At 48.4% G+C, this 25,541-nt stretch carries 24 protein-coding genes; 23 read left to right on the plus strand and 1 reads right to left on the minus strand.

Going from position 1 to position 25,541, the window contains the following annotated elements; translation table 11 throughout:
* The 10 genes from A3K86_RS17560 (at position 1) to acpS (ending at position 8,587) form a co-directional block, all read left to right on the plus strand.
* On the plus strand, positions 1 to 669 hold the full coding sequence (locus A3K86_RS17560) for an RseA family anti-sigma factor (protein WP_068334341.1): 669 nt from the start codon (positions 1 to 3) through the stop codon (positions 667 to 669).
* Positions 670 to 726: 57 nt separating this feature from the next.
* Positions 727 to 1,710: a sigma-E factor regulatory protein RseB gene (rseB, locus tag A3K86_RS17565; protein WP_068334344.1), complete on the plus strand. Its 984-nt coding sequence runs from the start codon at positions 727 to 729 to the stop codon at positions 1,708 to 1,710.
* Positions 1,707 to 2,204: a SoxR reducing system RseC family protein gene (locus tag A3K86_RS17570; protein ID WP_068334347.1), complete on the plus strand. Its 498-nt coding sequence runs from the start codon at positions 1,707 to 1,709 to the stop codon at positions 2,202 to 2,204. Before rseB ends, A3K86_RS17570 begins: the two co-directional genes overlap by 4 nt.
* A 77-nt stretch (positions 2,205 to 2,281) precedes the next feature.
* Positions 2,282 to 4,078 carry a translation elongation factor 4 gene (gene lepA, locus A3K86_RS17575; protein WP_068334350.1) on the plus strand — a complete coding sequence of 599 codons (1,797 nt, stop codon included), beginning with the start codon at positions 2,282 to 2,284 and terminating at the stop codon, positions 4,076 to 4,078.
* A gap of 191 nt (positions 4,079 to 4,269) precedes the next feature.
* Positions 4,270 to 5,169, plus strand: coding sequence for a signal peptidase I (gene lepB, locus A3K86_RS17580; protein ID WP_068334352.1), 900 nt, complete (start codon positions 4,270 to 4,272; stop codon positions 5,167 to 5,169).
* Positions 5,170 to 5,179: 10 nt separating this feature from the next.
* A complete protein-coding gene (gene rnc / locus A3K86_RS17585; protein WP_068334359.1) occupies positions 5,180 to 5,854 on the plus strand; it encodes a ribonuclease III in 675 nt (224 codons plus the stop codon).
* Complete coding sequence (era, locus tag A3K86_RS17590; protein ID WP_068334362.1) at positions 5,851 to 6,756, plus strand: GTPase Era; 906 nt, start codon at positions 5,851 to 5,853, stop codon at positions 6,754 to 6,756. Before rnc ends, era begins: the two co-directional genes overlap by 4 nt.
* 9 nt (positions 6,757 to 6,765) lie before the next feature.
* Complete coding sequence (gene recO / locus A3K86_RS17595; protein WP_068334367.1) at positions 6,766 to 7,476, plus strand: DNA repair protein RecO; 711 nt, start codon at positions 6,766 to 6,768, stop codon at positions 7,474 to 7,476.
* Positions 7,473 to 8,204 (plus strand): pyridoxine 5'-phosphate synthase, encoded by a 732-nt coding sequence (pdxJ, locus tag A3K86_RS17600; RefSeq protein WP_068334368.1) that lies wholly within the window; start codon positions 7,473 to 7,475, stop codon positions 8,202 to 8,204. The genes recO and pdxJ overlap by 4 nt, the downstream gene beginning before the upstream one ends.
* On the plus strand, positions 8,204 to 8,587 hold the full coding sequence (gene acpS, locus A3K86_RS17605) for a holo-ACP synthase (protein ID WP_068334372.1): 384 nt from the start codon (positions 8,204 to 8,206) through the stop codon (positions 8,585 to 8,587). The genes pdxJ and acpS overlap by 1 nt, the downstream gene beginning before the upstream one ends.
* A 104-nt stretch (positions 8,588 to 8,691) precedes the next feature.
* Here acpS and barA read toward each other — a convergent pair whose 3' ends face one another.
* The gene (gene barA / locus A3K86_RS17610; protein ID WP_068334374.1) at positions 8,692 to 11,487 is read right to left on the minus strand and encodes a two-component sensor histidine kinase BarA; all 2,796 of its coding nucleotides are present in this window, start codon (positions 11,485 to 11,487) and stop codon (positions 8,692 to 8,694) included.
* Positions 11,488 to 11,609: 122 nt separating this feature from the next.
* Here barA and rlmD point away from each other — a divergent pair, with 122 nt between their 5' ends.
* The 13 genes from rlmD to rpoS all read left to right on the plus strand — a co-directional run bounded on the left by rlmD (position 11,610) and on the right by rpoS (position 25,532).
* The gene (rlmD, locus tag A3K86_RS17615) at positions 11,610 to 12,932 is read left to right on the plus strand and encodes a 23S rRNA (uracil(1939)-C(5))-methyltransferase RlmD (RefSeq protein WP_068334377.1); all 1,323 of its coding nucleotides are present in this window, start codon (positions 11,610 to 11,612) and stop codon (positions 12,930 to 12,932) included.
* Positions 12,933 to 12,965: 33 nt separating this feature from the next.
* The gene (gene relA, locus A3K86_RS17620; protein WP_068334379.1) at positions 12,966 to 15,191 is read left to right on the plus strand and encodes a GTP diphosphokinase; all 2,226 of its coding nucleotides are present in this window, start codon (positions 12,966 to 12,968) and stop codon (positions 15,189 to 15,191) included.
* A gap of 95 nt (positions 15,192 to 15,286) precedes the next feature.
* Entirely contained in the window at positions 15,287 to 16,126 is an 840-nt protein-coding gene (gene mazG / locus A3K86_RS17625; RefSeq protein WP_084406670.1) for a nucleoside triphosphate pyrophosphohydrolase, read from the plus strand.
* Positions 16,127 to 16,348: 222 nt separating this feature from the next.
* Positions 16,349 to 17,989 (plus strand): CTP synthase, encoded by a 1,641-nt coding sequence (locus tag A3K86_RS17630; RefSeq protein ID WP_068334381.1) that lies wholly within the window; start codon positions 16,349 to 16,351, stop codon positions 17,987 to 17,989.
* Between the two features lie 79 nt (positions 17,990 to 18,068).
* Positions 18,069 to 19,370 (plus strand): phosphopyruvate hydratase, encoded by a 1,302-nt coding sequence (gene eno / locus A3K86_RS17635; protein WP_068334382.1) that lies wholly within the window; start codon positions 18,069 to 18,071, stop codon positions 19,368 to 19,370.
* A gap of 231 nt (positions 19,371 to 19,601) precedes the next feature.
* Positions 19,602 to 19,877 (plus strand): cell division protein FtsB, encoded by a 276-nt coding sequence (ftsB, locus tag A3K86_RS17640; protein WP_068334387.1) that lies wholly within the window; start codon positions 19,602 to 19,604, stop codon positions 19,875 to 19,877.
* Positions 19,878 to 19,926: 49 nt separating this feature from the next.
* Positions 19,927 to 20,622, plus strand: a complete 696-nt coding sequence (gene ispD / locus A3K86_RS17645) for a 2-C-methyl-D-erythritol 4-phosphate cytidylyltransferase (protein ID WP_068334389.1) — start codon at positions 19,927 to 19,929, stop codon at positions 20,620 to 20,622.
* A complete protein-coding gene (gene ispF / locus A3K86_RS17650; RefSeq protein ID WP_198160443.1) occupies positions 20,622 to 21,098 on the plus strand; it encodes a 2-C-methyl-D-erythritol 2,4-cyclodiphosphate synthase in 477 nt (158 codons plus the stop codon). Before ispD ends, ispF begins: the two co-directional genes overlap by 1 nt.
* A gap of 26 nt (positions 21,099 to 21,124) precedes the next feature.
* Positions 21,125 to 22,189 carry a tRNA pseudouridine(13) synthase TruD gene (truD, locus tag A3K86_RS17655; RefSeq protein ID WP_068334399.1) on the plus strand — a complete coding sequence of 355 codons (1,065 nt, stop codon included), beginning with the start codon at positions 21,125 to 21,127 and terminating at the stop codon, positions 22,187 to 22,189.
* On the plus strand, positions 22,170 to 22,919 hold the full coding sequence (surE, locus tag A3K86_RS17660) for a 5'/3'-nucleotidase SurE (RefSeq protein WP_068334402.1): 750 nt from the start codon (positions 22,170 to 22,172) through the stop codon (positions 22,917 to 22,919). Before truD ends, surE begins: the two co-directional genes overlap by 20 nt.
* Before the next feature lie 2 nt (positions 22,920 to 22,921).
* Positions 22,922 to 23,551, plus strand: coding sequence for a protein-L-isoaspartate(D-aspartate) O-methyltransferase (locus tag A3K86_RS17665; RefSeq protein WP_068334407.1), 630 nt, complete (start codon positions 22,922 to 22,924; stop codon positions 23,549 to 23,551).
* A 3-nt stretch (positions 23,552 to 23,554) separates the two neighbouring features.
* Positions 23,555 to 24,475: a peptidoglycan DD-metalloendopeptidase family protein gene (locus A3K86_RS17670; protein WP_068334411.1), complete on the plus strand. Its 921-nt coding sequence runs from the start codon at positions 23,555 to 23,557 to the stop codon at positions 24,473 to 24,475.
* A gap of 64 nt (positions 24,476 to 24,539) precedes the next feature.
* On the plus strand, positions 24,540 to 25,532 hold the full coding sequence (gene rpoS, locus A3K86_RS17675; RefSeq protein WP_068334414.1) for an RNA polymerase sigma factor RpoS: 993 nt from the start codon (positions 24,540 to 24,542) through the stop codon (positions 25,530 to 25,532).
* The last annotated feature ends 9 nt before the right edge of the window (positions 25,533 to 25,541 follow it).

The following is a 25,541-nucleotide window of genomic DNA, read 5'->3' on the forward strand; positions in this document are numbered from 1 at the left end:
ATGGCTGATAAAGAAAAAATTTCGGCGTTGTTAGACGGTGAAGATTTAGATCAGAGCATTATCAATGCGCTGACAGTCGACAGAGAAAGCGAGCAAGCTTGGCAAGACTTCAACCTTATTGGTGATGTCATGCGTGGCGATGCACCGCAATGCAAGGAATGGAATATTGCTGACAGTGTCGCGTTGGCGCTCGAAGCCGAGCCTGCTCATACAGGTGCGGTGACGACAGTTGAAACGGCTGAAGAGTTGGCGCCTGTGGTGGACATCAATACGGTTCGCCAAACACCAGAAGCTCAGCCAACACCACGTGAAGCGCGTCGTAGCTTGCCAGGTTGGTTAACTCAGTTTGGTCAGGTTGCCATGGCGGCAGGGGTGTCATTAGCTGTAATTGTTGGCGTACAACAATACAATGGTGGCGATGGCACTATGATCGAAACGGCGTCAGATTCTCAGCTTTCCGTTTTACCTACTGTACCTTTTGCTGGTACTGCTGAACCCGTTAGTTTAACCCGTGAAAGTGTTCGTCCTGCGCATAACCAAGCGCCAAGCGAAGCACAAATCATGGAGCAGCGTCGTCGCATCAACGCGATGTTGCAAGATTATGAATTACAGCTACGCCTCAATGCCGAAGATGGCAGCATTGATCGTTCGTTGCTGGAAAATCAGTAATTCAAAAATAAGCCGAATCTGACGACGGTGAGGTTCGGCGTAATTGATGGCGGATAAATGAAAAAATTCCTGGTCGGTGCGGCGACACTGGTCAGCCTATTGATGCCATGGCAAGCCTCCGCAGAAGAGCCGGTTTCTTCTGCGGAGGCTTTGTTGCATCAAATGGATGTAGCAAGCCGCGAGCTGAGCTACGAGTTGTCGTACATTCTTATTAAGAAAAACAGTATTGAGCCACTGCGCTATTCTCATGCACAAGTTGAAGGCGAGACCTTTGCCCAGCTCGTGTATTTGAGCGGTCCACCGCGCGAGGTGATCCAGCGCGGCAGCGAAGTCAGTTACTTTGAGCCTGGGCTAGATGCCTTCACTATCGACAGCAATAAAATGGTGGCACCTCTGCCGCCAATGATGAAAGTGAATGTGGATGATTTAGTCGATAACTACGACTTCATCTCCATGGGCAGAGCTCGCGAAGCGGGTGTGGCTTGTGATGTAGTGCGTATTGCCCCCAAAGATGGTACTCGTTATTCCTACTTATTGTGGCTTGATACCCGCAGTAACTTGGTGATGCGTGCTGATTTGCTTGACCGTGATGGTGAGCCGTTAGAGCAATACCGTGCTGTGTCTTATGTTGTGAACCCTAAAATTAGCGATGTGCTCAAGCAGCGTTTGATCAGTGTTGAACGTCCCGTTGTGGTGCAAGTGCCGCCGCAACCGCAAGCTGAGTTAGCTTGGCAAGTGAAATGGTTGCCACAAGGCTTTGAGTCGGTGTCGCGTAATCGCCACCGTTTATTGATGACCGAGCGTCCCGTTGAGAGCAAAATGTTCAGCGATGGGTTGTTTAGCTTCTCTATCTACGTGGGTGAAGCCGATGGTTTTACCGTGCGTGAGCAATTGGTACGCCAAGGGCGCCGCACACTACACAGCTATATGAAAGGCAATATCGAGGTGACTGTGGTGGGTGATATTCCGCCAGCCACCGCCCGTCGTGTTGCCGAGTCGGTGTCGTTTAATCGTCCGGCGAAAACGGAACAAGTACAATGATGCGATCATTAGCCACTGTGGTGGCTGTGGAACCTCAGGCGATCACGGTGAGCTGTCAGCAAGAAACCAGCTGCGGGCACTGTGCGTCGCGTGATAGTTGCGGCACAGGGATAGTGTCAAAAGCCGTACCGGGCCGCGCGCATACGATGACAATCACGACCACTGAAAAAGTGGCCGTGGGTGATGTGGTCGAAATCGGTCTAGCTGAAAAAAGTATGTTGAGTTCAGCCTTGCTGGTTTACCTGCTTCCGCTACTCTTTTTAATAGTAGGGACAGTGGCAGGTCAGTGGTGGTTTATTGATTTGGCCCAAGGGAGTGAACTCGGGGTGATTGCCAGTGCGGTGAGCTGCGCAGCAATCGGATTAGCGGTCGCGCGCTTTATTGCACGACGCATTGAAGGGCAATCTGCCTATACCCCGAGCTTAATTCGCGTACTTGGGGCGAAAATATCGACTGGCGCAGTAATAAATGCCGCAAGCAAAGATAGCGACTAGGCGGGAAATTCGGTAGAATCCGTCAACTTGATCGTTTGATCCCATTCATTTTAATCACGAGTTAGTCACGCCAATTCATGAAGCACATTCGTAACTTTTCGATTATTGCACATATCGACCATGGTAAGTCGACCTTATCCGACCGCTTGATTCAAGTCTGTGGTGGCCTTTCCGATCGTGAAATGGCTGCTCAGGTTCTGGATTCCATGGATCTTGAACGCGAACGCGGTATCACTATCAAAGCGCAAAGTGTAACCCTTGATTACACCGCTAAAGATGGCGAAACCTACCAATTAAACTTTATCGACACCCCAGGGCACGTTGACTTCTCGTACGAAGTATCGCGTTCATTGGCGGCCTGTGAAGGTGCGTTATTGGTTGTCGATGCTGGTCAGGGTGTGGAAGCACAAACTCTGGCTAACTGTTACACCGCTATCGAAATGGATCTAGAGGTTGTGCCAATCTTGAACAAGATTGACCTTCCAGCTGCTGATCCTGAGCGTGTGGCAGAAGAGATTGAAGAAATTGTAGGTATCGATGCCCTAGAAGCGACGCGCTGTTCTGCGAAGACGGGTCTAGGTGTTGAAGATGTTCTAGAAAACATCGTATCTGCAATTCCAGCACCAGAAGGTGATCCAGAAGCGCCGCTACAAGCGCTGATTATCGACTCTTGGTTCGATAACTACCTAGGTGTTGTTTCTTTGGTACGTATCAAAAACGGTAAGCTGAAGAAAAACGACAAAATTAAAGTGATGAGCACCGGCCAAGTATGGGGTGTGGATCGCTTGGGTATCTTTACGCCGAAACAAATCGACACACAAGAGCTAAACACTGGCGAAGTAGGTTGGGTTGTTTGTGGTATTAAAGACATCCTAGGTGCACCTGTAGGTGATACCTTAACGCATGCGAAAAATGGTTGTGAAGAACAGCTACCGGGTTTCCAAAAAGTGAAGCCACAGGTATACGCGGGTCTGTTCCCTGTATCGTCTGACGATTACGAGAACTTCCGTGATGCACTAGGCAAACTAAGCCTGAACGATGCATCGTTGTTCTACGAGCCAGAAAGCTCTGCGGCACTAGGCTTTGGTTTCCGTTGTGGTTTCCTTGGCATGCTGCACATGGAAATCATCCAAGAGCGTCTTGAGCGTGAATACGATTTGGACCTGATCACCACGGCACCAACAGTAGTGTACGAAGTGACCAAGACCGACGGCGAAACTATGTATGTTGATAGCCCAGCAAAACTGCCAGCTGTGAACGACATTGAAGTTGTTGGTGAGCCAATCGCACGTTGTAACATCCTAGTACCTTCTGATTACTTGGGTAACGTAATTACACTGTGTGTTGAAAAACGTGGTGTACAGGTAGACATGGTTTACCACGGTAACCAAGTAGCGCTAACTTACGACATTCCAATGTCTGAAGTAGTACTGGATTTCTTCGACCGCTTGAAATCAACGTCTCGCGGCTACGCATCGTTGGATTACAACTTCCACCGCTACGAAGAATCAGACATGGTACGTGTTGATATCCTGCTAAATGGTGACCGTGTTGATGCACTGGCTATCATTACGCACAAAGACAACGCACAGTACCGTGGTCGTGATCTGGTTGAGAAGATGAAAGAATTCATCCCTCGTCAGATGTTCGATATTGCTATTCAAGCGGCGATTGGTAACCACATCATTGCGCGTTCTACCGTTAAGCAGTTACGTAAAAACGTAATCGCGAAATGTTACGGTGGTGACGTGAGCCGTAAGAAGAAACTGCTACAGAAGCAGAAAGAAGGTAAGAAGCGTATGAAGCAGATCGGTAACGTTGAACTGCCTCAAGAAGCTTTCCTCGCTATTCTGCATGTAGGTAAAGATAAATAAGGATCGTGAGGTTAGCTCTTTGCAAGCAAAGAATAACTGATGGTTTTTATTAAGAAAAAGAGAAAGTCTGAGTTTATTTACGTAAACTTGTACTTTCTCTTTGCTTGTTGAGTAAGGCTGTAAATTTTGCTGTCTTATACAACAGTAGCTCTGCTGTTAGGCAGAGTTGGGTTCAACTATTAGGGATTATAATGGCAAATCTGTTTTCGTTATTTTTGGTATTGGCAACCTTAGCGACCGGTATCATTTGGGCATTGGATAAATTTGTCTGGGCGCCAAAGCGCCAGTTAAAGATTGAGGCAGCCGCCGCCAATGCAGGCGAAGATGTAGATGCCGAAGTTCTTAATTCTGTTGCCCCACAACCGGTATGGGTTGAGCAAACGGCTTCGCTCTTTCCGGTTATCGCACTGATAATGGTGTTTCGCTCATTTATTTATGAGCCGTTCCAGATCCCATCCGGCTCAATGATGCCGACGTTACTCGTGGGGGATTTCATTCTGGTTGAGAAATTTAGCTACGGCATGCGTGATCCTGTGTTCCGCCACAAGTTGGTTGAAACTGGTGAGCCAGAGCGTGGCGATATCGTGGTGTTTAAGTTCCCACCTCAACCAAACATCGATTACATCAAACGTGTGATTGGCTTACCTGGTGACACAGTGCGTTACGGCGCCAACAAGCAATTGTGTGTGGCGAAAAAAGGAAGCGCAGACTGTCAGCCAGTACCGCTGTCTAATATGGTGGATACTGACTTCATTGACGGTCGTACACAACTGGTCCAGTTTGATGAACAGCTGACAGAAACTGGTCACCAAATTTTGGTGAACCCACTTAAGCGTGACCGTACGCTTGCCTATCAACCACGTCCTGGCGTGAGCGAGTGGGTAGTGCCGGAAGGCCAGTATTTTGTAATGGGTGATAACCGCGATAACAGTGCTGACAGCCGCTACTGGGGCTTCGTACCTGAAGCTAACCTAGTGGGCAAGGCGGTCGGGATCTGGATCAGCTTTGAGTTTGAACGAGGTGCAGATAGTGCACTACCTTCTTGGATTCCTACCGACGTGCGTTTTAGCCGTGTCGGTGGCATAGACTGATCGAGATAAGATGACATCTCCTGCAAATAGACTTCAGCGTAAGCTGGGCTACCAATTTAACAATTTAGAATTACTTACTTTGGCGATGACTCACCGCAGCGCCAATGGTACTCACAACGAGCGTCTAGAATTTCTAGGTGACTCGATCCTGAGCTTTGTGATTGCTGATGACTTGTACCACCGTTTCCCTGAAGTGGACGAAGGTGATATGAGCCGCATGCGTGCCACACTCGTACGTGGTAAAACGCTAGCAGAGCTAGGTCGTGAGTTTGATTTGGGTGATCACCTGCTACTTGGTCCGGGTGAATTGAAGAGTGGCGGTTACCGTCGTGATTCCATTTTGGCGGACTGTGTGGAAGCGATCATCGGTGCTATCTACCTTGATAGCGATATCGAAGTGGTACGCGGCATTGTATTGAGCTGGTACAAAACTCGCTTAGAGACGATCAAGCCGGGTATCAACCAGAAAGATCCAAAAACACGACTACAGGAATGCTTGCAAGGCCGTCGTTTGCCACTGCCTGCGTATACTGTAACTAAGGTACACGGTGAAGCTCATAACCAAGAGTTCACTGTACAGTGTGAAGTAACAGGTTTGGATAAGCCTGTGATCGGTAAAGGCGGCAGTCGGCGCAAGGCAGAGCAGGCAGCGGCAGAAATTGCGCTTAAGCAGTTGGAATCATGACAGATAAACAACATTGCGGCTTTGTTGCCATTGTAGGTCGCCCGAACGTTGGTAAATCGACGCTCCTGAACCGCTTGGTGGGCCAGAAGCTTTCGATTACTTCGCGTAAACCGCAAACTACGCGTCACCGTATCATGGGTGTTGATACCCGTGATGGTTACCAAGCGGTATACGTTGATACCCCAGGGCTTCACATCGAAGAGAAGCGTACGATCAACCGTTTGATGAACCGTGCAGCAAGCAGTTCATTGACCGATGTTGAGCTAGTGCTGTTCTTGGTGGATGGCACCATGTGGACTAAAGACGATGAAATGGTACTGAACAAGCTAGCGAAAGCTGAGCTGCCAACAGTGCTATTGGTTAACAAAGTCGACAACGTGAAAGACAAGCACGAGCTGTTCCCACATCTTCAACACCTATCTGAGAAGATGAAATTTGTGGACGTTGTGCCTGTATCTGCGAAACACGGTACTAACGTGGACGCGGTTGAGAAAATCGTGCGCGAGCACCTACCTGAATGTGAATACTACTTCCCTGAAGAGTACGTGACTGACCGTTCGCAACGTTTTATGGCCTCGGAAATCATCCGTGAAAAACTGATGCGTTTCACTGGCGATGAATTGCCATACTCGGTAACGGTAGAAATCGAGCGTTTCGATTACAACCCTGATACCGATGGTTTCGATATCAATGGTTTGATTCTGGTTGAACGTAAAGGCCAGAAGAAAATGGTGATCGGTAAAGGTGGCGATAAGATCAAAACTATTGGCCGTGAAGCACGTATTGATATGGAAGATTTGTTCGAGCGTAAAGTTTACCTAGAACTGTGGGTGAAAGTGAAATCAGGTTGGGCAGATGACGAACGCGCACTGCGTAGCCTAGGTTACATCGACGATCTATAAGAAGGCACTATGGAAGGGCTACAGCGTTGTTTTGTCCTCCATACTCGTCCTTACAGTGAGACGAGCCTGATCCTTGACGTCTTTAGCGAGGATCACGGCCGTCTTACTTTACTTGCCAAAGGCGCCCGCCGAAAACGTTCCAATCTCAAAGGCTGTTTACAACCCTTTACCCCTTTATTCATGAAGTGGACGGGGCGTGGCAGTATGCCAACTCTGACTCAGGCAGAACCGATTTCGATTGGTTTGCCAATGCGCGGTTATATTTTGTATTCCGCGATTTACGTCAACGAATTAATTGCTCGAGTATTAGAAGCTAACACCCCATACCCTGTGTTGTTTCTGGACTATTTGAATGTGCTGCGAGAATTGGCACAAGCGGATAACCCAGAGCCAGCATTGCGACGGTTTGAACTTGCTTTGCTCAACCACCTCGGATACGGAATCGACTTTCTTCATTGCGCGGGAAGCGGTTTACCGGTTGAAGACACCATGACCTACAACTATCGCGAACAGCGCGGCTTTACCGCATCGATGACGGTGAGTCAGTTGACCTTTACGGGTGAACAGCTCAAAGCGATAGCGGCACGTCATTTTACCACCCCAGATCAGCTTCGGGCGGCAAAACGCTTTACACGTATTGCCTTAAAACCGTATCTTGGCGGGAAACCATTAAAAAGTAGGGAATTATTTATCCCTCGTTCAAGGAGTCTCGAAAAATGAACAACATACTACTCGGCGTCAATATCGATCATGTGGCTACCCTGCGTAATGCGCGCGGTACGCGTTACCCTGATCCTGTGCATGCAGCAGAAGTAGCTGAGCGTGCCGGTGCTGATGGTATTACTATTCACCTGCGTGAAGACCGTCGTCACATCAATGACCGTGATGTACGTATCTTGCGCGAGACAATCCAAACCCGCATGAACCTTGAGATGGCGGTAACGGATGAAATGGTGGAGATCGCCTTGAACACTAAACCAGAATTCGTGTGTCTGGTACCAGAAAAGCGTGAAGAGCTGACTACTGAAGGTGGTTTGGATGTTGCAGGTCAACTTGAGAAAGTGAAAGCAGCGACCGAAAAACTGACTGCCGCTGGCATTAAAGTGTCGCTATTTATCGATGCTGATCGCGAGCAAATTGATGCCGCGCTTGCTTGTAATGCACCTTACATTGAGCTTCATACGGGTCACTACGCGGATGCGGAAACCGAAGAAGAGCAGCAAGCAGAGCTTAAACGTATCGCGGCAGCAGCAAGTTACGCTGACGGTCTTGGTATCAAAGTGAACGCAGGTCATGGTCTGACGTACCACAACGTGAAGCCACTAGCTGCACTACCTGAAATCTACGAGCTGAACATTGGTCACTCAATCATGGGACGTGCAATGTTTGACGGTTTAAGTAAAGCGGTTGCTGATATGCGTGCCATCATGCAGGAAGCGCGTCAGTAATGGCAATCCTTGGCTTGGGCACCGATATCGTTGAGATTGCTCGGTTGGAAAAGGTGTTGTCGCGCAGTACGGGGCAAGCCTTTGCAGAGCGAGTGCTAACCGAACCTGAGTTGGCAACCTTTGCTAGCATCAAGCTCCAAGCTCGCTTTCTTGCAAAGCGGTTTGCAGTGAAAGAAGCGGGGTCTAAAGCCTTGGGTACAGGTATTGCTTGTGGCGTGAGTTTTCAAGATTTTAATGTTGAGAACAACGAACTCGGTAAGCCGATCTTAACCTTATCAGGTAAGGCGGCAGAGTTGGCAGCGCAAATGGGCGTTAACCATGTTCACCTTACGATTGCTGATGAGCGCCGTTATGCGGTGGCGACCGTGATCTTGGAAAGCTAGCTTTCACCCCCAAGGGGATGACGCCTAACAGGTGAGCCACTAGTTATGAAAAAGGAGAGCCTCGGCTCTCCTTTTTTGTGTCGTATATCGTGATGTGAATATGGTTAGTGGCGATATTGCTTCGAAGCTTTCACCACATTGTTCATTTCATCGATCAACTCGAACAGTTCAGGCTCGATATCGTCGGTGGAAGCCCCAGCTTTTAGCTCGGTCTCAATGGTGTGACAGAGCGATTTTAGGCGCGGTACACCGCTGTAGGCACTACTACCATGAAGCTTGTGAATAGGCGGCCATAGCTCGATATCTTTACCGTCTAGCGCTTCATTCACTAACATCTCAACTTCCGGCATGTAATCGAGCAGCATTTGCAGCATGTCTCTGGCTAAGTCTTCTTTACCTGCCGCTTGCTTCAAGGCTAAATCCCAATCCCAGCTGACATTCGTGTTGACCTTTTCGACAGCCGGTTGGTCTGTGACCGGAGTAAACTCGGCGTCCTCAATCGTTCCTTCATCCACAGATTGGCTGTGGTGGTTGTCGTTGCTGGTGGTCCACTTCGCCAACATCTGCTGCAGAATATGTTCTTCAATTGGCTTGGTGAGGTAATCATCCATACCAGCATTGAGCAGACGCTCGCGCTCACCCGCCATAGCATGAGCGGTAACCGCAATCACTGGGGTGGTGTGGTTGAGCTCGGTTTTGCGGATTTCTTGACAAGCGGTTACCCCGTCCATTTCTGGCATCTGGATATCCATGAACACCAAATCGAAATCTTTCTGATGGGCGTACTCCACCGCCTTACGACCACCAGTGGCGGTGATCACGGTTTCAACCCGCTCGCTCAATAGTGCAGAGATCAGTTTTAAGTTCGCTGGGTTATCATCCACCGCCATCACTGTCAGTGGCAAGATCGCAGGCTCGCCCTCAGGTAGCAGTGGTACTTCTGGCTCTTGGCTCAGTTCATTACTTCCTGCCAGTGCTTCAAACAGTTTTCGCTGTGGAAGCGGTTTACCAAGACACGCTGAGACTCCAGATGCCAACAAGCGCTCTGATAGAGCAAGCTCTGTCGCTGGCAGACTGACAATCACTTTGTCGGCGATCTGCTCGGCTTTAAAGACGTTATCGAGCAAGGTCGCGATTGGTGGTTGTTCCCCTGGCGCTAAGCTCAACAAGGCAAATTGGTGCTGCTCAAGATCGTCATCTGGCATGGTTGAGCGATAAGTCACTTGCAGACCAGCACTGATCAAGCGTTGCTGGGTTATCGATGCGGCTTGCATGTTTGGTTCGATCAATAGCAGCTTCATACCGACTAAGCTTGCTGTATCAATCGGTTGTGACACTGGCAGATCGGTTTTCAGCAGACGTAGACTAAACCAGAAGGTTGAACCTTGGTGCAGACGACTGGTTAGGCTGATTTCGCCGCCCATCTGCGTGACCAGTTTCTGGGTGATCACCAAACCTAGACCTGTACCACCGTAGCGGCGTGAAATGCTGGCATCGGCTTGGCTAAAGGCTTGGAATAACTGGGCTTGTTGACGCTCAGAAATACCGATACCAGTATCGCGAACCACAAATTGCAGTTCGACGTTTTCATCTTTGTCGGCTTTGAGCTCCACCGAAACATCGATGTTGCCACGCTCGGTAAATTTAACTGCGTTACCGATCAGGTTAGTCAGTACCTGTTGGATACGTAGAGGGTCACCAATTAAGCCGGTTGGAATACGCTCGTCGATCTTCAGGGTCAGCTCAAGGCCTTTTTCGTGGGCACTTGGCGCTAGTAAGCGCATCACTTCATCGAGCGATTCGGTAAAGTCGAATGGAATGTTTTCCAAGAGCAGTTTACCGGCTTCCAGTTTCGAGAAGTCGAGGATGTCATTGATGATGGTCAGCAGGTTGTTAGCTGACTTCTCAATGGTTTGCAGATAATCCTGTTGGCTGGTGCTGAGGCGTGTTTTCAGCATTTGGCGGGTAAAGCCAATCACACCGTTAAGCGGGGTGCGAAGCTCGTGCGACATATTCGCCAAGAATTCTGATTTCACACGGGCCGCTTCTTGGGCGCGTTTTTTGGCAATGTCGAGCTCGACGTTTTGAATTTCGAGCTGCTCTAGGGTCTCTCGTAAATCAGAGGTTGCCTGATCGATGCTTTGCTGCATTTCGATGTGGTATTCCGCCAGCGAAATTGCCATCGCATTGATCCCGTTTTTCAAGGTATCCAGCTCACCCAATAATTGCCCTTCGATACGGATATCAAGGTGACCACGACGAATACGGTCAACTACGCTTACCATATGGGAGATAGGACGGGTCACATCTTGCATTAGGCGGAAAGCGAACAGCCCTGATAGCGTCAAGCCAAGCAGTAGCACCATCAAGGCGGTAAAGACTTCTTGGTATTGCTGTAGGCGCAGGCTGCTGAGATCCATTTCAATGGCAATGTAGCCAAGGATACGTTCTTGACCTTGGATCCCAGATAGCTGACCAAATTGGCTTTCACTGATGATCGGCGCGCGCAAGATCATCGAGTTTTCATTCAAGCGGGTATTGAGCAGTAGCGGGATCGGCTCATCGTCAGGATACATCAAAGCCTCGAAATTACGATGGAAGTTCGAGGTCACAAAGAGTTCGTTATCGGCGTCAAACACCGCGATACTACGAATAATTTGTGAATGTTTACGGTGGGCGTAACCAATTAACCGACGCACCGCTTCACGGTTGTCTTTGGTCATGCCGAATTCGGTCGAAATAGCGAGAGGTTCAATGATGCTGGCACCGGTCGACACCAGTTGGTGTTCCAAGTCCTGATAGCGGCTCATGGTGAAAAAAGCGCTTAAAAGTAAGCCGATAATCAGCGTCGGTGCTAATGTCAGGGTGAAAACCCTGGCACGAAGTCCATATTTGGTCATGGTTCTCTTAATTACAAGAATGCGATTCTGTGGGAGAATTGGCGTCCATCTGTGGCCCATAGCTTAATGAAACTCGGGTCATTCGACAAATTCTCAATGTCTGAACAGTGAGCGAAACACCTATGGCACGCTTTTTTAAGCCTCAAAAACGAAAAATTACCGACACTAAGCACAAGGAAATTCAGATCAGTCGCTTAGACCACCTTGGCGCGGGAGTGGGCCACCTGAATAAAAAGCCGGTATTTGTTGACGGTTTGCTGCCGGGCGAAAAAGCTGTTGTTCAGTTAACAGAAGACAAAAAACAGTACGCGCGCGCGACTGTAATTAAACGTCTAACCGATAATGCAGACCGTATTAAACCGCATTGTGCTATCTATGACCAGTGCGGTGGTTGTAACTTGCAGCATTTATCTCATCCGGCACAAGTTAAAGCCAAGCAGCAATCGCTGGGCGAGCTAATGTCTAAGTTCGCGAAAGCGGATTTTACCGAGCAACAAGCCGAGCCAATTGTGGCGAATGAATGGCAATATCGCCGTTGTGCTCGCTTCGCGGTTAAGCTCGATAAAAAAGGGCAACTCGCGTTTGGCTTTCGCAAAAAGCAAAGTAAAGACATTGTTGAAGTTCAGCAGTGCCCAGTATTGGCGCAAGGATTAAATGAACTTTTGCCACAATTACGCACTCTGTTAAGCGGACTTAAAGGCAAAAAGCATGTTGGTCATGTGGAGCTAACTCAAGCTGACAATGGCCGCGTGTTGTTGATCCGCCACTTACAGCCGTTTAACGACCAAGACAGTGCTAAGATCCTCGCTTTTGCTGAGCAACATGACTTGATGCTGTTTTTGGCACCAAGCAGTGATGAATTGAAGCATTGCCGTGGTGACAAGCCGTTGTATCGCTTGGAAGACATTAACCTGACATTTTCTCCGAAAGACTTTATTCAGGTGAATGCGAGCGTGAACCAAACTATGGTGGCGCAAGCCATCGAGTGGTTGGATGTTCAGGCGGACGATAGGGTGCTTGATCTATTCTGTGGGTTAGGTAATTTCAGTTTACCGTTGGCGAAGCGCGCAAAAGCGCTGGTCGGTGTTGAAGGTGTCGATGAAATGGTTCATCGTGCTGCAAATAACGCCGAACAAAACGGTATTAACAACGCAACCTTCTACCAAGCAAACTTGGAAGAGGACGTTACTTTGTTATCATGGGCCAAAGAGCCATTTAATAAAATATTACTCGACCCTGCACGCGCAGGCGCAGCAGGGGTAATGCAGCATGTGATTGCGCTTCAACCACAACGAGTGGTGTATGTGTCGTGTAATCCGGCAACCTTGGCACGAGACAGCCAGCCATTGCTGCAACAAGGTTATCAGTTGGAACGCTTAGGTATGATGGATATGTTCCCACATACCGGGCATTTAGAATCAATGGCGTTGTTTGTAAAAGCTTAATCGCCATTACCGAAAGCAAAACAGGACAGAATAATGGTCGCAGTTCGCGGTGCGCACTTAAAGGAAAACGATACATTTGAGCTAGCAGCATGGGTTGAGAGTTTGCAGCAGGATGCGAAAACCTCAAAACGTCTGTTAAAAACCTATCAGCATTGTATCGACATAACATCAAAGGAAGAATCAGCGACGCTGCTGTTGTGGCGTGGCCGTGAAATGGTCGAAATCTTGGTGACCTTAAGCATGGACACCGAGACGTTAGTTGCCGCTTTACTTTGCCCTATCGTGGAAGCGGGTATCTATCCGCTTGAGCAAGTGAAGGAAGACTACAACACCGCCATCATGCAATTGGCGGCGGGGGTTGAGCAAATGGCAGCGATCCGCCATTTGAGTGCGACCACTGAAGGGGCTTCGCAATCGATCCAAGTCGATAATATTCGCCGTATGTTGCTGTCGATGGTGGATGATTTCCGCTGCGTGGTGATCAAGCTGGCTGAACGTATTTGTCACTTACGCGAAGTGAAAGACGAGCCGGATGAGGTGCGTCGCGCTGCTGCTAAAGAGTGTGCCAATATCTATGCGCCGCTGGCGAACCGCTTGGGTATTGGTCAGCTTAAGTGGGAAATCGAAGATTACGCGTTCCGCTACAAGCACCCTGATACGTACAAACGCATTGCTAAACAGTTGTCTGAGCGTCGTATTGTCCGTGAGCAATACATCGAGCACTTCGTCACGGATTTAGCGGACTCGATGAAGAGCGCCCATATCAATGCGGAAGTGCAAGGTCGTCCGAAGCATATCTATAGCATCTGGCGTAAGATGCAGAAGAAGAACCTTGAGTTTGATGAGCTATTCGATGTGCGTGCGGTACGTATCATTGCTGATCAACTGCAAGACTGTTATGCCGCGCTAGGGGTTGTGCACACCAAATATCGTCATCTGCCAAAAGAGTTTGATGACTATGTGGCGAATCCAAAGCCGAACGGCTACCAGTCGATCCACACTGTGGTGCTTGGCCCTGAAGGCAAGACGATTGAAATCCAGATCCGTACCAAGCAAATGCACGAAGAGTCGGAACTGGGTGTGGCTGCCCACTGGAAATACAAAGAAGGCACCACAGGGAGTAAGTCTGCTTACGATGAGAAAATCGAGTGGCTGCGTAAACTACTGGCATGGCAAGAAGAGATGTCAGATTCTGGTGAGATGCTCGATGAGCTTCGTAGCCAAGTGTTTGATGATCGTGTGTATGCCTTTACGCCAAAAGGGGATGTGGTTGATTTGCCAATGAATGCCACGCCGCTTGATTTTGCTTACCATATTCACTCAGAAGTGGGTCACCGCTGTATTGGTGCTAAAGTCGAGGGGCGTATCGTACCGTTCACCTACCACCTACAAATGGGTGATCAGGTCGAAATCATTACCCAGAAAGAGCCGAACCCTTCTCGTGATTGGTTGAACCCTAACTTGGGCTTTGTGACCTCGAGTCGTGCCCGTGCCAAGGTACATGCGTGGTTCCGCAAACAAGCGCGTGATAAAAACCAAGTCGCAGGGCGTGAAATCTTGGACGCTGAGCTACACAAGATCGGCGCAACCATGAAAGATGCCGAAGCCTATGCGCTGAAGCGTTTTAATGCGAGTTCGCTTGATGAGCTGTATGTGGGGATCGGTAGTGGTGACTTGCGCATCAACCAAGTGATCAACCACATCAACACTTTGGCAAATAAACCGACCGCGGAAGAAGAAGACAAGCAACTGCTTGATAAACTGACGGAAGCGAGCGAGAAGAGCAGCACCAGTGCGCAGAAGCCACAGCGTGATGCCGTGGTGGTTGAAGGGGTTGATAACCTGATGACCCACTTGGCGCGTTGCTGTCAGCCGATCCCGGGCGATGACATTACCGGTTTTGTTACCCAAGGGCGTGGTATTTCGGTGCACCGCAGCGATTGTGAGCAGCTTGAAGAGTTGCGCCATCATGCGCCTGAGCGTTTGATCAAAACGGTTTGGGGCGGTGGCTTTGTTGGTAACTATAATATCACCGTGCGTGTGATTGCTTCTGAGCGTAATGGTTTGATCAAAGAGCTAACCAATACCTTAGCCAATGAAAAAACCAAAGTATCGGGCATGAAGAACCGTATCGACTACAAGAAACAAGTGTCGATCATGGACTTCGAGCTTGAGCTGACCGATTTAGAAGTGCTGGCGAAGGTCATCAAGCGTCTTGAGCAAGTGAAAGACGTCGCTGAAGTAAAACGCTTGTACTAAGTGCGAATCGCGTTAGCCTTAATTACACTCAACGGGAAGCCAATGGCTTCCCGTTTTGTCATTTGAAAATTTATTACATCATAAGAGAGCCCCCTATGAGCGCCCCACAATCTCCATCTTCTTCATCGCAGACAGCGACTCACCCTATGGCGCAATTGCTTGAAATCATGGCGACCCTACGTGACCCACAAAAAGGTTGCCCGTGGGATATCAAGCAGACTTTTGATTCCATTGTGCCGTACACCATTGAAGAAGCGTATGAAGTGGCCGATGCTATTCACCAGCAAGATTGGCAGGACGTGAAAGGGGAGTTGGGGGATCTGCTGTTCCAAGTGGTGTTTTATTGTCAGATGGCGAAAGAGCAGGGTTTGTTTGATTTTGATGACGTGGTCGCAGGGTTAAACGAGAAACTGACGCGTCGTCATCCGCATGTGTTCGATGAGCAAGAATTTAGCGATGAAGCGGCGATTAATGCGAATTGGGAAGCAGAAAAAGCCAAAGAGCGTGAGCAAAAAGGGCAGGATCCGAGTGTATTGGCTAATATACCTTTAGCCTTGCCCGCATTAAGCCGCGCAGAAAAAATACAACGCCGTTGTGCCAAGCACGGTTTTGATTGGGATACCCTGGGTCCAGTCGTGGATAAAGTGCGCGAAGAGATCGACGAAGTGATGGATGAAGTCGTCCAAATCGCCCCCGATCAAACCAAGATTGCCGAAGAAGTTGGTGATTTGTTATTTGCGACCGTGAACTTGAGTCGCCATCTGGAGGTCAACCCAGAGCAGGCTTTGCAGCAAGCAAATAAAAAATTTGAGCGACGTTTTCGCCAAGTGGAAGAAAATGTGCTAGAACAAAGTCTACGGCTTGAAGAATGTTCATTGGCCCAGCTTGATGCGATTTGGGACCAAGTAAAACAGCGTGAAAAGGCTAATCAGTGAGCAATGTATACAGCTGGCGAATATTTTGCGAGCAAGGTAGTGGCACTGAAAGTGTTGTAAATTTACACGAACAGTTTGTGCAACCGGTATAATTGATTTGAAACAAATAATACTCATGATTGCTGTGATAGTTTTCACGTTGTGGCGATAAAAGCTGTCTGGTATGATTACTCTCCGTCCAGATAGTTTTTATATCCTCTACACCAATCTTCCAGGTTAAATATGACAACGAATTACATTTTTGTTACGGGCGGAGTTGTTTCCTCTCTAGGTAAAGGTATTGCTGCTGCATCTCTAGCGGCTATTCTAGAAGCACGTGGTCTTAAAGTGACTATGATGAAACTAGACCCTTACATCAACGTTGACCCAGGCACTATGAGCCCAATTCAACACGGTGAGGTATTCGTAACGGAAGACGGTGCAGAGACCGACCTTGACCTTGGTCACTACGAGCGATTCATTCGCACCAAGATGACTAAGCGTAACAACTTTACTGCGGGCCGTGTGTATGCGGACGTACTACGTAAAGAGCGCCGTGGTGATTACCTAGGTGCAACCATTCAGGTTATCCCACACATTACTAACGCAATCAAAGAACGCGTTATCTCAGGTGCAGAAGGCCACGACGTTGCTATCGTTGAAGTGGGTGGTACTGTAGGTGATATCGAATCACTACCATTCATGGAAGCTATTCGTCAGCTAGCTGTAGAACTAGGCCGTGAGCGTGCAATGTTTATGCACCTAACACTAGTACCTTACCTAGCGGCAGCGGGCGAAGTGAAAACTAAGCCAACTCAGCACTCTGTAAAAGAACTTCTTTCTATCGGTATTCAGCCTGACATCCTAGTATGTCGTTCTGACCGTATGATCCCAGCGAACGAACGTGCGAAGATTGCACTTTTCTGTAACGTTCAAGAAAAAGCTGTTATTTCAATGAAAGACGTAGATTCAATCTACAAGATCCCACAACTGATCAAAGCACAAGGTCTGGATGATCTTGTTTGTCAGCGTTTCGGCATCACAGCGCCAGAAGCGGATCTATCTGAGTGGGAACAAGTAATCTACGAAGAAGCTAACCCTACTGCTGAAGTTACTATCGGTATGGTTGGTAAGTACATCGAACTACCAGATGCTTACAAATCTGTAAACGAAGCATTGAAACACGCAGGTCTTAAGAATCGTCTATCTGTGAAGATCAAGTATGTTGACTCACAAGACGTAGAATCTAAAGGCACTGAAGTACTAGAGGGTCTGGACGCAATCCTAGTACCTGGTGGTTTCGGCGGTCGTGGTGTTGAAGGTAAGATCCTGACAGCACAATACGCTCGTGAAAACAAAATTCCTTACCTAGGTATTTGTCTAGGTATGCAAGTGGCACTGATTGAATTTGCACGTAACGTTGCAGGTCTTGAGGGCGCGCACTCAACTGAATTCGATGCAGAAACCAAGAACCCAGTAGTTGGTCTAATTACTGAGTGGGTTGATAACGAAGGTAACGTTGAAGAGCGTACAGAGAAATCTGACCTAGGCGGTACTATGCGTCTTGGTTCTCAGCTATGTCACCTAGCGGACGGTTCAAAAGCACGTGAGCTATACAACAGCCCAACAGTGCACGAACGTCACCGTCACCGCTACGAAGTTAACAACAACCTACTTCCTAAACTAGAGAAAGCAGGTCTGAAAATTTCTGGTCTATCAGCAGACAAGAAATTGGTGGAAATCATCGAGATCCCGAACCACCCATGGTTCGTGGCAGCTCAGTTCCACCCTGAGTTCACATCAACGCCTCGCGATGGTCACCCACTATTCGAAGGCTTTGTAAAAGCGGCTGGTGTAAACCAACGCGGTGAGCTTAACAAGTAAGGATTACTGGTAGCAGTAGCGGGGGATGCTACTGCTATTTTTTAGCTTTTAAATTGAAGATAAAGCAAGAGGAAACACAATGTCTAAGATCGTTAAAGTTCTAGGTCGTGAAATTATCGATTCACGTGGTAACCCAACAGTTGAAGCGGAAGTACACCTAGAAGGCGGTTTCGTTGGTATGGCGGCAGCTCCATCTGGCGCATCTACTGGTTCTCGCGAAGCTCTTGAGCTACGTGACGGTGACAAAGCACGTTTCCTAGGTAAAGGTGTTCTTAAAGCAGTTGCAGCTGTAAACGGCCCAATCGCTGAAGCACTAGTTGGCAAAGATGCGAAAGCACAAGCTGACATCGACCAGGTAATGATCGACCTAGACGGTACTGAAAACAAATCTAACTTCGGTGCTAACGCAATCCTAGCAGTTTCTCTAGCGAACGCTAAAGCAGCAGCTGCTGCTAAAGGCATGCCTCTATACGAGCACATCGCTGAGCTAAACGGTACTGCTGGTCAGTTCTCTATGCCTCTACCAATGATGAACATCATCAACGGTGGTGAGCACGCAGATAACAACGTTGACATCCAAGAGTTCATGATCCAACCAGTTGGTGCTAAGACTCTTAAAGAAGGTCTACGTATCGGTGCTGAAGTATTCCACAACCTAGCTAAAGTTCTTAAGTCTAAAGGCTACAGCACTGCAGTTGGTGATGAAGGTGGTTTCGCTCCTAACCTTAAGTCTAACGCTGAAGCTCTAGAAGTTATCGCAGAAGCTGTTGCAGCTGCTGGTTACGAACTAGGTAAAGACGTTACTCTAGCTATGGACTGTGCAGCATCTGAGTTCTTCGACAAAGAAGCTGGCATCTACAACATGAAAGGCGAAGGTAAAACTTTCTCTTCTGAAGAGTTCAACCACTACCTAGCTGAGCTAGCTAACCAATTCCCAATCGTTTCTATCGAAGACGGTCTAGACGAGTCTGACTGGGATGGTTTCAAACACCAAACTGAACTACTAGGTGACAAGCTTCAACTAGTAGGTGATGACCTATTCGTTACTAACACTAAGATCCTAGCTGAAGGTATCGAGAAAGGTGTTGCTAACTCAATCCTAATCAAGTTCAACCAAATCGGTTCTCTAACTGAGACTCTAGCTGCAATCAAGATGGCTAAAGATGCAGGTTACACAGCTGTAATCTCTCACCGTTCTGGCGAAACTGAAGATGCAACTATCGCTGATCTAGCGGTAGGTACTGCTGCAGGTCAAATCAAAACTGGTTCTATGAGCCGTTCTGACCGTGTTGCTAAGTACAACCAACTTATCCGCATCGAAGAAGCTCTAGGTGAAAAAGCACCTTTCAACGGTCTTAAAGAAGTTAAAGGTCAAGCTTAATTCTTCATTGAATTAACTTTAACTTAAGATTGCCAAACCGCCTCAATAGAGGCGGTTTTTTTTATCCCTATCCCCCTCTCTGCCCCTAGTCACCAAACCACTATTGTGGGATGATTAAACCGCTCTCTGGAACGCCTTGATTTCGATACTGATCGCCCGTTGTGATTGGCTGCTACTCTTGGTAGCAAAGGCGGAAAAGAAACAAAACTAAAATCAATGAGTGAGATTTCAATGCGTTTGTTAACTGTACTGATGCTATCAGTGCTGGCTTGGCTACAATATGATTTCTGGTTGGGTAAAAACGGCATGATGGACTACCTTCAAGTCAAAGATAATGTCGAGATCCAACAGCAGGCCAATGCCGAGTTGGTACAGCGAAACCAACAAATGTATGTCGAAATCTACGATCTCCATCGTGGTGTTGAAGCGGTGGAAGAGCGTGCCCGTAATGAACTGGGTATGGTTAAGCCGGGCGAAACATTTTTCCGTATTGTTGGCGATAAGTAAGCGTTGAACGTGGGCTTATCGTCTTTTGATTGATAGTGAACATCGAGACATGACCCAACAATTCACTGCTGTCGTGCCAGCGGCAGGAGTAGGCAGTCGTATGGCTGCCGACCGACCTAAGCAGTATTTATCCATTGCGGGTAAAACCATTCTTGAACATACCGTTAACCGCTTACTTAGCCATCCTGCGATTGCTCGAGTAGTGATAGCGATCAGCGCGACTGATCCGTACTTTTCGACTTTAGCCTTAGGTGACGATCCACGAGTAACCGTGGTTGATGGTGGGGCAGAGCGTGCTGATTCTGTTTTTGCTGGGTTAGCGCAAGTGGCAGAGGATGATTGGGTCTTGGTACACGATGCTGCTCGCCCGTGTTTACGTCATAGCGACTTAGACGCGTTGATCGCAGGTGCATTGCGCAGTGATTGCGGTGCGATTTTAGCAGCGCCAGTGCGCGATACCATGAAGCGTGGTAATGGTGCACAAGGTATTGCAACTACGGTAGATCGTGCTGATTTATGGCACGCACTAACGCCACAAATGTTTAAAGCCGGTGCGCTGCGTAGCGCGCTGGAGACCGCATTACGCCAAGGCGCGACGGTGACTGATGAAGCGTCGGCGCTTGAGTATTGCGGTCAAACGCCCGCCTTAGTTAAAGGTAGGGCTGATAATATTAAAGTCACGCAGCCAGAAGACTTAGCCTTGGCTGAATTTTATTTGCAACAATGGGGAAAGGAACAAGCATGATGCGAATTGGACACGGTTTCGACGTACACAAATTCGGTGGTGAAGGCCCAGTGATCATCGGTGGTGTTGCTATCCCATACGAGCAAGGCTTGCTTGCTCATTCCGACGGTGATGTTGCACTGCATGCTGTTAGTGATGCACTGCTTGGTGCTATTGCGGCTGGTGATATCGGTAAACACTTCCCTGATACCGATGCCGAGTGGGAAGGGGCAGATAGCCGCTTCTTACTGCGTGATGTATACAAAAAAGTAAAAGCAAAAGGTTACCGTCTTGGTAACCTTGACGTTACTATTATTGCTCAGGCTCCTAAAATGGCACCGCATATTGAAGCGATGTGTCAGGCAATTGCTGAAGACTTAGAAACAGACATCGAAAATATTAATGTCAAAGCAACCACTTCTGAACGTTTAGGTTTTACTGGACGTAAAGAAGGGATTGCGTGTGAAGCAGTTGTTCTTATTCACAAGGTCGGCTAACGCGCGGCCAAACACACGGTATTACTATGTCTGATGTAATGGACAACTTCCACTGGCTACATGGTCAGCCAACCAGTCAAGGTGCTATCAAAGTGCTACCTGAGCACTTTGTAGTAAAAGAAAACCTTGGCTTTAGCTTTGCCGGTCACGGTGAGCACTTCATGGTGAAAATCCGCAAAGTTGGTGAAAACACCAAGTATGTGGTGAACGAGCTGGCAAAAGCCTGTGGTGTAAAATCTCGCGATGTAAGTTGGGCCGGTCTAAAAGACCGTCACGCAGTGACCGAGCAATGGCTGAGTGTGCATTTACCGGGCAAAGCGGATCCGGACCTATCTCAGTTTGAAGCCGAGCACCCAGGTGTGATTGTGCTAGAAACGGCACGCCACGATAAAAAATTACGCCCAGGTGATTTGCAAGGAAACTGGTTCGAGCTGCGTTTAACAGAGCTGGAAGACAGTGCTGATATCCTGCGTCGCTTGGAACAAGTGAAAGCTCTTGGTGTGCCGAACTACTTTGGTGAGCAACGCTTTGGTCACGGTGGCAATAATGTCGTGAAAGCACGCGCATGGGGTAACGACGAGTTCCGCGTACGCGATAAAAGCAAGCGTAGCTTTTACCTATCAGCGGCACGTTCATGGTTGTTTAATATGGTGCTATCAGCGCGTATTGAACAGCAAAAAGTACACTCGGTACTTGAGGGTGATTGCTTGCAAGCACCTGAGCGTAGCGATTTTACTTTAATCGAAGCCGTGTCGGATGAATGGCAAGCGAAAGTTGATGCTGGCGAGTTGGCAATTACCATTCCGATGGTGGGTGATAATGCATTGCCGAGTGCGGGTGAAGCAGAAGCGTTTGAAATGGCTGTGATTGAAGCCGAACCACTTTTACTGAAGCTGATCCGCGATAACCGTATGCGTCACGAGCGTCGTCCTGCGCTGCTGAAACCAACGGAGTTGGCTTGGCGTCAGGAAGAAAATGACATCGTGGTGTCGTTTGCATTACCAGCCGGTTGTTTTGCAACGTCGGTGGTACGCGAGTTAATGCAAGTGCGTGAACAGGAAGGACGTACCTATGCGAATTCTGATCAGTAATGATGACGGTATCTTTGCTGAAGGGATCAACACGCTCGCGCACGCATTAGCGGATTTAGGCGAAGTTGTTGTTGTGGCGCCAGATCGTAATCGTTCAGGGGCCTCGAATTCGTTAACGCTCGAAACGCCATTGCGTATTCGTCAACCGCAACCTAATCATGTATCGGTTGAAGGTACCCCGAGTGATTGTGTGCACTTTGCATTGAACGAATGGTTGGATTACCGCCCTGATTTAGTGGTGGCGGGGATCAACCACGGCGCTAATTTAGGTGACGATGTACTGTACTCGGGTACTGTTGCAGCAGCGACGGAAGGACACTTTTTGGGTGTCCCTGCCATTGCCGTGTCTTTGGTTGGCGATCAGCATTTTGCGACGGCTGCGCAGGTGGTTAAAGATGTGATTAAGCAATCCAAGACTCACCCGCTGCCAACCAATAAGATCTTGAATATCAATGTACCGGACGTGCCGTATGCCGCGCTTAAGCCGTGGCAAATTACTCGCTTAGGCGCGCGTCACCGTGCTGAGAACATGATCAAAGAAACGGATCCGCGAGGCAAAACGATTTATTGGCTCGGTCCTCCGGGGGCTTGTCAGGATGCAGGTCCTGGGACTGATTTTTACGCCGTAGAACAAGGTGCCGTGTCGATCACCCCGCTACAGGTTGATCTCACCGCGCACGATGCTATTGCTGGTATGCAGCAATGGCTCCAAGATGTGGAGAAAGATTAAGGATGCGCTATGTGAGAGAGCGACATGGCTTGATGGCTTATTTACAGCAGCAAGGGATCACCGATACGGCGGTACTAGCGGCGGTAGAAAATGTGCCACGTGAGTTATTTGTCGACGAAGCCTTTTCTCATAAAGCTTATGAAAATAATGCCTTGCCGATCGGCAGTGGCCAGACGATTTCACAACCTTACATTGTGGCTAAGATGACCCAGTTGCTTGGGTTAACGCCGCAATCTAAAGTGTTGGAAATTGGGACAGGCTCAGGTTACCAGACTGCGGTTTTGGCGCAGCTGGTGGAGCACGTTTGGTCGGTTGAGCGCATAAAAGCCCTGCAATGGCAGGCAAAACGTCGTCTAAAAATGCTAGATTTGCATAATATCTCGACTAAACATGGAGACGGCTGGCAAGGTTGGCGCAGTAAAGGGCCATTTGATGCCATTATTGTGACAGCAGCAGCAGAATCGATTCCAGCAGAGTTGTTGGTACAATTAAGTGATGGTGGTCGTCTGATTGTGCCTGTTGGTGAGCATCAGCAAGTGCTGAAACTGATTGTTCGTAAGGGCAATGAGTATGTGTCTCAAGATATTGAAGTTGTACGTTTTGTTCCGCTAGTAGCAGGAGAGTTAGCGTAAAGCATGAAGCGAACAGGGTTGGGGAAGAAGTATTGGCGTTTGTCTGCAGTAGCAAGCAGTTTGCTATTGTTGTCAGCCTGTAGTTCGCATCCGCCAGCACCTGTATCAAGCGTTAACAGTAAATACAACAATATAGAGCGTGGTAGCTTTCGTGGTAGCTATTACCAAGTGAACAAAGGTGACACGCTCTATTTTATTTCTTACGTGACAGGCCGTGATGTAAAAGACATTATTGCCCATAACCGACTCACCCCTCCCTATACCATTTACCCAGGACAAAAACTTCAGCTGTGGAAGCCCAAGTACAAGGCGCCTTCTTATGGCCATGCTGCTCCTGTGGTCGTCGCCAAAACACCTTCGAAATCAAAGGCAACTAAGGCAAAACCAGCACCGAAGCCGAAGCCAAAACCTAAGTCTACCGCCCCAGCGAAGAAGACTCAGGCACAAACTGCACAAAAAACAGCCAACAAAAAAGTTGATCAAGGTCGCACAAAGGAGTACTCTCAGAGCAAAAGTAACAAAGTTGTTACAAATAAATCCAGTTCCAATAACAAGGTTGATAGTTGGCTATGGCCAACTCAAGGTCGAGTGATCGTCGGTTTCTCTAATGCAGAAAACGGTAACAAGGGGATCGATATTGCAGGGCGACGCGGACAAGCGGTAAAAGCAACGGCGGCTGGCCATGTTGTTTATGCCGGTAACGCGCTCCGTGGTTACGGTAACCTAGTGATCATCAAGCACAGCGATGACTACCTCAGTGCTTATGCGCACAACGACAAGTTATTGGTGAAGGAAAAGCAGGCGGTGAAAGCTGGTCAGAAGATTGCCTCTATGGGTAGCTCTGGCACCAAGAACGTCCGTTTGCACTTTGAGATCCGTTACAAAGGTAAGTCGGTTAATCCAATGAGGTACTTGCCTAAATAGTGATATCACACGCTGGTTGATACCACGATAAAAATGTTTGCTAACTCGCCATCTGGGAGGCGCTATGAGTAGAAGCAGCACAGCCAAGAACATCGAAAATTTTGATTTTGATGAAAACATGGAAATGGATGCCACCGAGATTGAAACTAAGGCAGAGGCGGAAAACGCCGCTGCCGATGAAGTTGAACTCTCACGCTACGGCAACACCCAAAAAGCACTTGATGCGACCCAACTCTATTTAGGAGAAATCGGATTCTCCCCCCTCTTAACTGCTGAAGAAGAAGTGCTTTATGCCCGCCGCGCCCTCCGTGGTGATGACGTTGCCCGCAAACGTATGATCGAAAGTAACCTCCGCTTGGTGGTGAAAATTTCCCGCCGCTACAGTAACCGTGGATTAGCATTACTGGATCTGGTCGAAGAAGGTAACCTCGGTTTGATCCGTGCGGTAGAGAAATTCGATCCTGAACGTGGTTTCCGTTTCTCCACTTACGCCACATGGTGGATCCGTCAAACCATTGAACGGGCGATCATGAATCAAACCCGCACCATACGTTTGCCTATCCACGTGGTGAAAGAGCTGAATGTCTATTTGCGTACGGCTCGTGAACTTGCCCAAAAGCTGGATCATGAACCGACGGCTGAAGATATTGCCCAGAAACTGGATAAGCCGGTCGATGATGTTAATCGTATGCTGCGCTTAAACGAGCGAGTCGGCTCGGTTGATAACCCAATTGGTGGTGACTCGGAAAAAGCCTTACTTGATATCATTCCAGATGAAAAGAATGGTGGACCAGAAACCTCGACCCAAGATGACGATATCAAACATTCGATTGTCGCTTGGCTCCAAGAACTTAACCCGAAACAGCGCGAAGTCTTGGCGCGTCGCTTTGGTTTGCTGGGCTACGAGGCATCAACTTTGGAAGATGTGGGGCGTGAAATTGGTTTAACCCGTGAGCGCGTACGTCAGATCCAAGTGGAAGGTCTACGTCGTTTACGAGATATGCTGACTCACCAAGGATTGAATATTGAATCGCTGTTTAACCAAGATATGTTGTAGCGGTTGGAC

The organism is Photobacterium jeanii, assembly GCF_001650345.1.
Lineage (GTDB): Bacteria > Pseudomonadota > Gammaproteobacteria > Enterobacterales > Vibrionaceae > Photobacterium > Photobacterium jeanii.

What these genes read in the sequence shown, in the direction of transcription:
- A3K86_RS17560 (WP_068334341.1), top strand. Translation starts at nt 1, where the DNA reads ATGGCTGATAAAGAAAAAATTTCGGCGTTGTTAGACGGTGAAGATTTA.
- rseB (WP_068334344.1), top strand. Translation starts at nt 727, where the DNA reads ATGAAAAAATTCCTGGTCGGTGCGGCGACACTGGTCAGCCTATTGATG.
- A3K86_RS17570 (WP_068334347.1), top strand. Translation starts at nt 1,707, where the DNA reads ATGATGCGATCATTAGCCACTGTGGTGGCTGTGGAACCTCAGGCGATC.
- lepA (WP_068334350.1), top strand. Translation starts at nt 2,282, where the DNA reads ATGAAGCACATTCGTAACTTTTCGATTATTGCACATATCGACCATGGT.
- lepB (WP_068334352.1), top strand. Translation starts at nt 4,270, where the DNA reads ATGGCAAATCTGTTTTCGTTATTTTTGGTATTGGCAACCTTAGCGACC.
- rnc (WP_068334359.1), top strand. Translation starts at nt 5,180, where the DNA reads ATGACATCTCCTGCAAATAGACTTCAGCGTAAGCTGGGCTACCAATTT.
- era (WP_068334362.1), top strand. Translation starts at nt 5,851, where the DNA reads ATGACAGATAAACAACATTGCGGCTTTGTTGCCATTGTAGGTCGCCCG.
- recO (WP_068334367.1), top strand. Translation starts at nt 6,766, where the DNA reads ATGGAAGGGCTACAGCGTTGTTTTGTCCTCCATACTCGTCCTTACAGT.
- pdxJ (WP_068334368.1), top strand. Translation starts at nt 7,473, where the DNA reads ATGAACAACATACTACTCGGCGTCAATATCGATCATGTGGCTACCCTG.
- acpS (WP_068334372.1), top strand. Translation starts at nt 8,204, where the DNA reads ATGGCAATCCTTGGCTTGGGCACCGATATCGTTGAGATTGCTCGGTTG.
- barA (WP_068334374.1), bottom strand. Translation starts at nt 11,487, where the DNA reads ATGACCAAATATGGACTTCGTGCCAGGGTTTTCACCCTGACATTAGCA.
- rlmD (WP_068334377.1), top strand. Translation starts at nt 11,610, where the DNA reads ATGGCACGCTTTTTTAAGCCTCAAAAACGAAAAATTACCGACACTAAG.
- relA (WP_068334379.1), top strand. Translation starts at nt 12,966, where the DNA reads ATGGTCGCAGTTCGCGGTGCGCACTTAAAGGAAAACGATACATTTGAG.
- mazG (WP_084406670.1), top strand. Translation starts at nt 15,287, where the DNA reads ATGAGCGCCCCACAATCTCCATCTTCTTCATCGCAGACAGCGACTCAC.
- A3K86_RS17630 (WP_068334381.1), top strand. Translation starts at nt 16,349, where the DNA reads ATGACAACGAATTACATTTTTGTTACGGGCGGAGTTGTTTCCTCTCTA.
- eno (WP_068334382.1), top strand. Translation starts at nt 18,069, where the DNA reads ATGTCTAAGATCGTTAAAGTTCTAGGTCGTGAAATTATCGATTCACGT.
- ftsB (WP_068334387.1), top strand. Translation starts at nt 19,602, where the DNA reads ATGCGTTTGTTAACTGTACTGATGCTATCAGTGCTGGCTTGGCTACAA.
- ispD (WP_068334389.1), top strand. Translation starts at nt 19,927, where the DNA reads ATGACCCAACAATTCACTGCTGTCGTGCCAGCGGCAGGAGTAGGCAGT.
- ispF (WP_198160443.1), top strand. Translation starts at nt 20,622, where the DNA reads ATGCGAATTGGACACGGTTTCGACGTACACAAATTCGGTGGTGAAGGC.
- truD (WP_068334399.1), top strand. Translation starts at nt 21,125, where the DNA reads ATGTCTGATGTAATGGACAACTTCCACTGGCTACATGGTCAGCCAACC.
- surE (WP_068334402.1), top strand. Translation starts at nt 22,170, where the DNA reads ATGCGAATTCTGATCAGTAATGATGACGGTATCTTTGCTGAAGGGATC.
- A3K86_RS17665 (WP_068334407.1), top strand. Translation starts at nt 22,922, where the DNA reads ATGCGCTATGTGAGAGAGCGACATGGCTTGATGGCTTATTTACAGCAG.
- A3K86_RS17670 (WP_068334411.1), top strand. Translation starts at nt 23,555, where the DNA reads ATGAAGCGAACAGGGTTGGGGAAGAAGTATTGGCGTTTGTCTGCAGTA.
- rpoS (WP_068334414.1), top strand. Translation starts at nt 24,540, where the DNA reads ATGAGTAGAAGCAGCACAGCCAAGAACATCGAAAATTTTGATTTTGAT.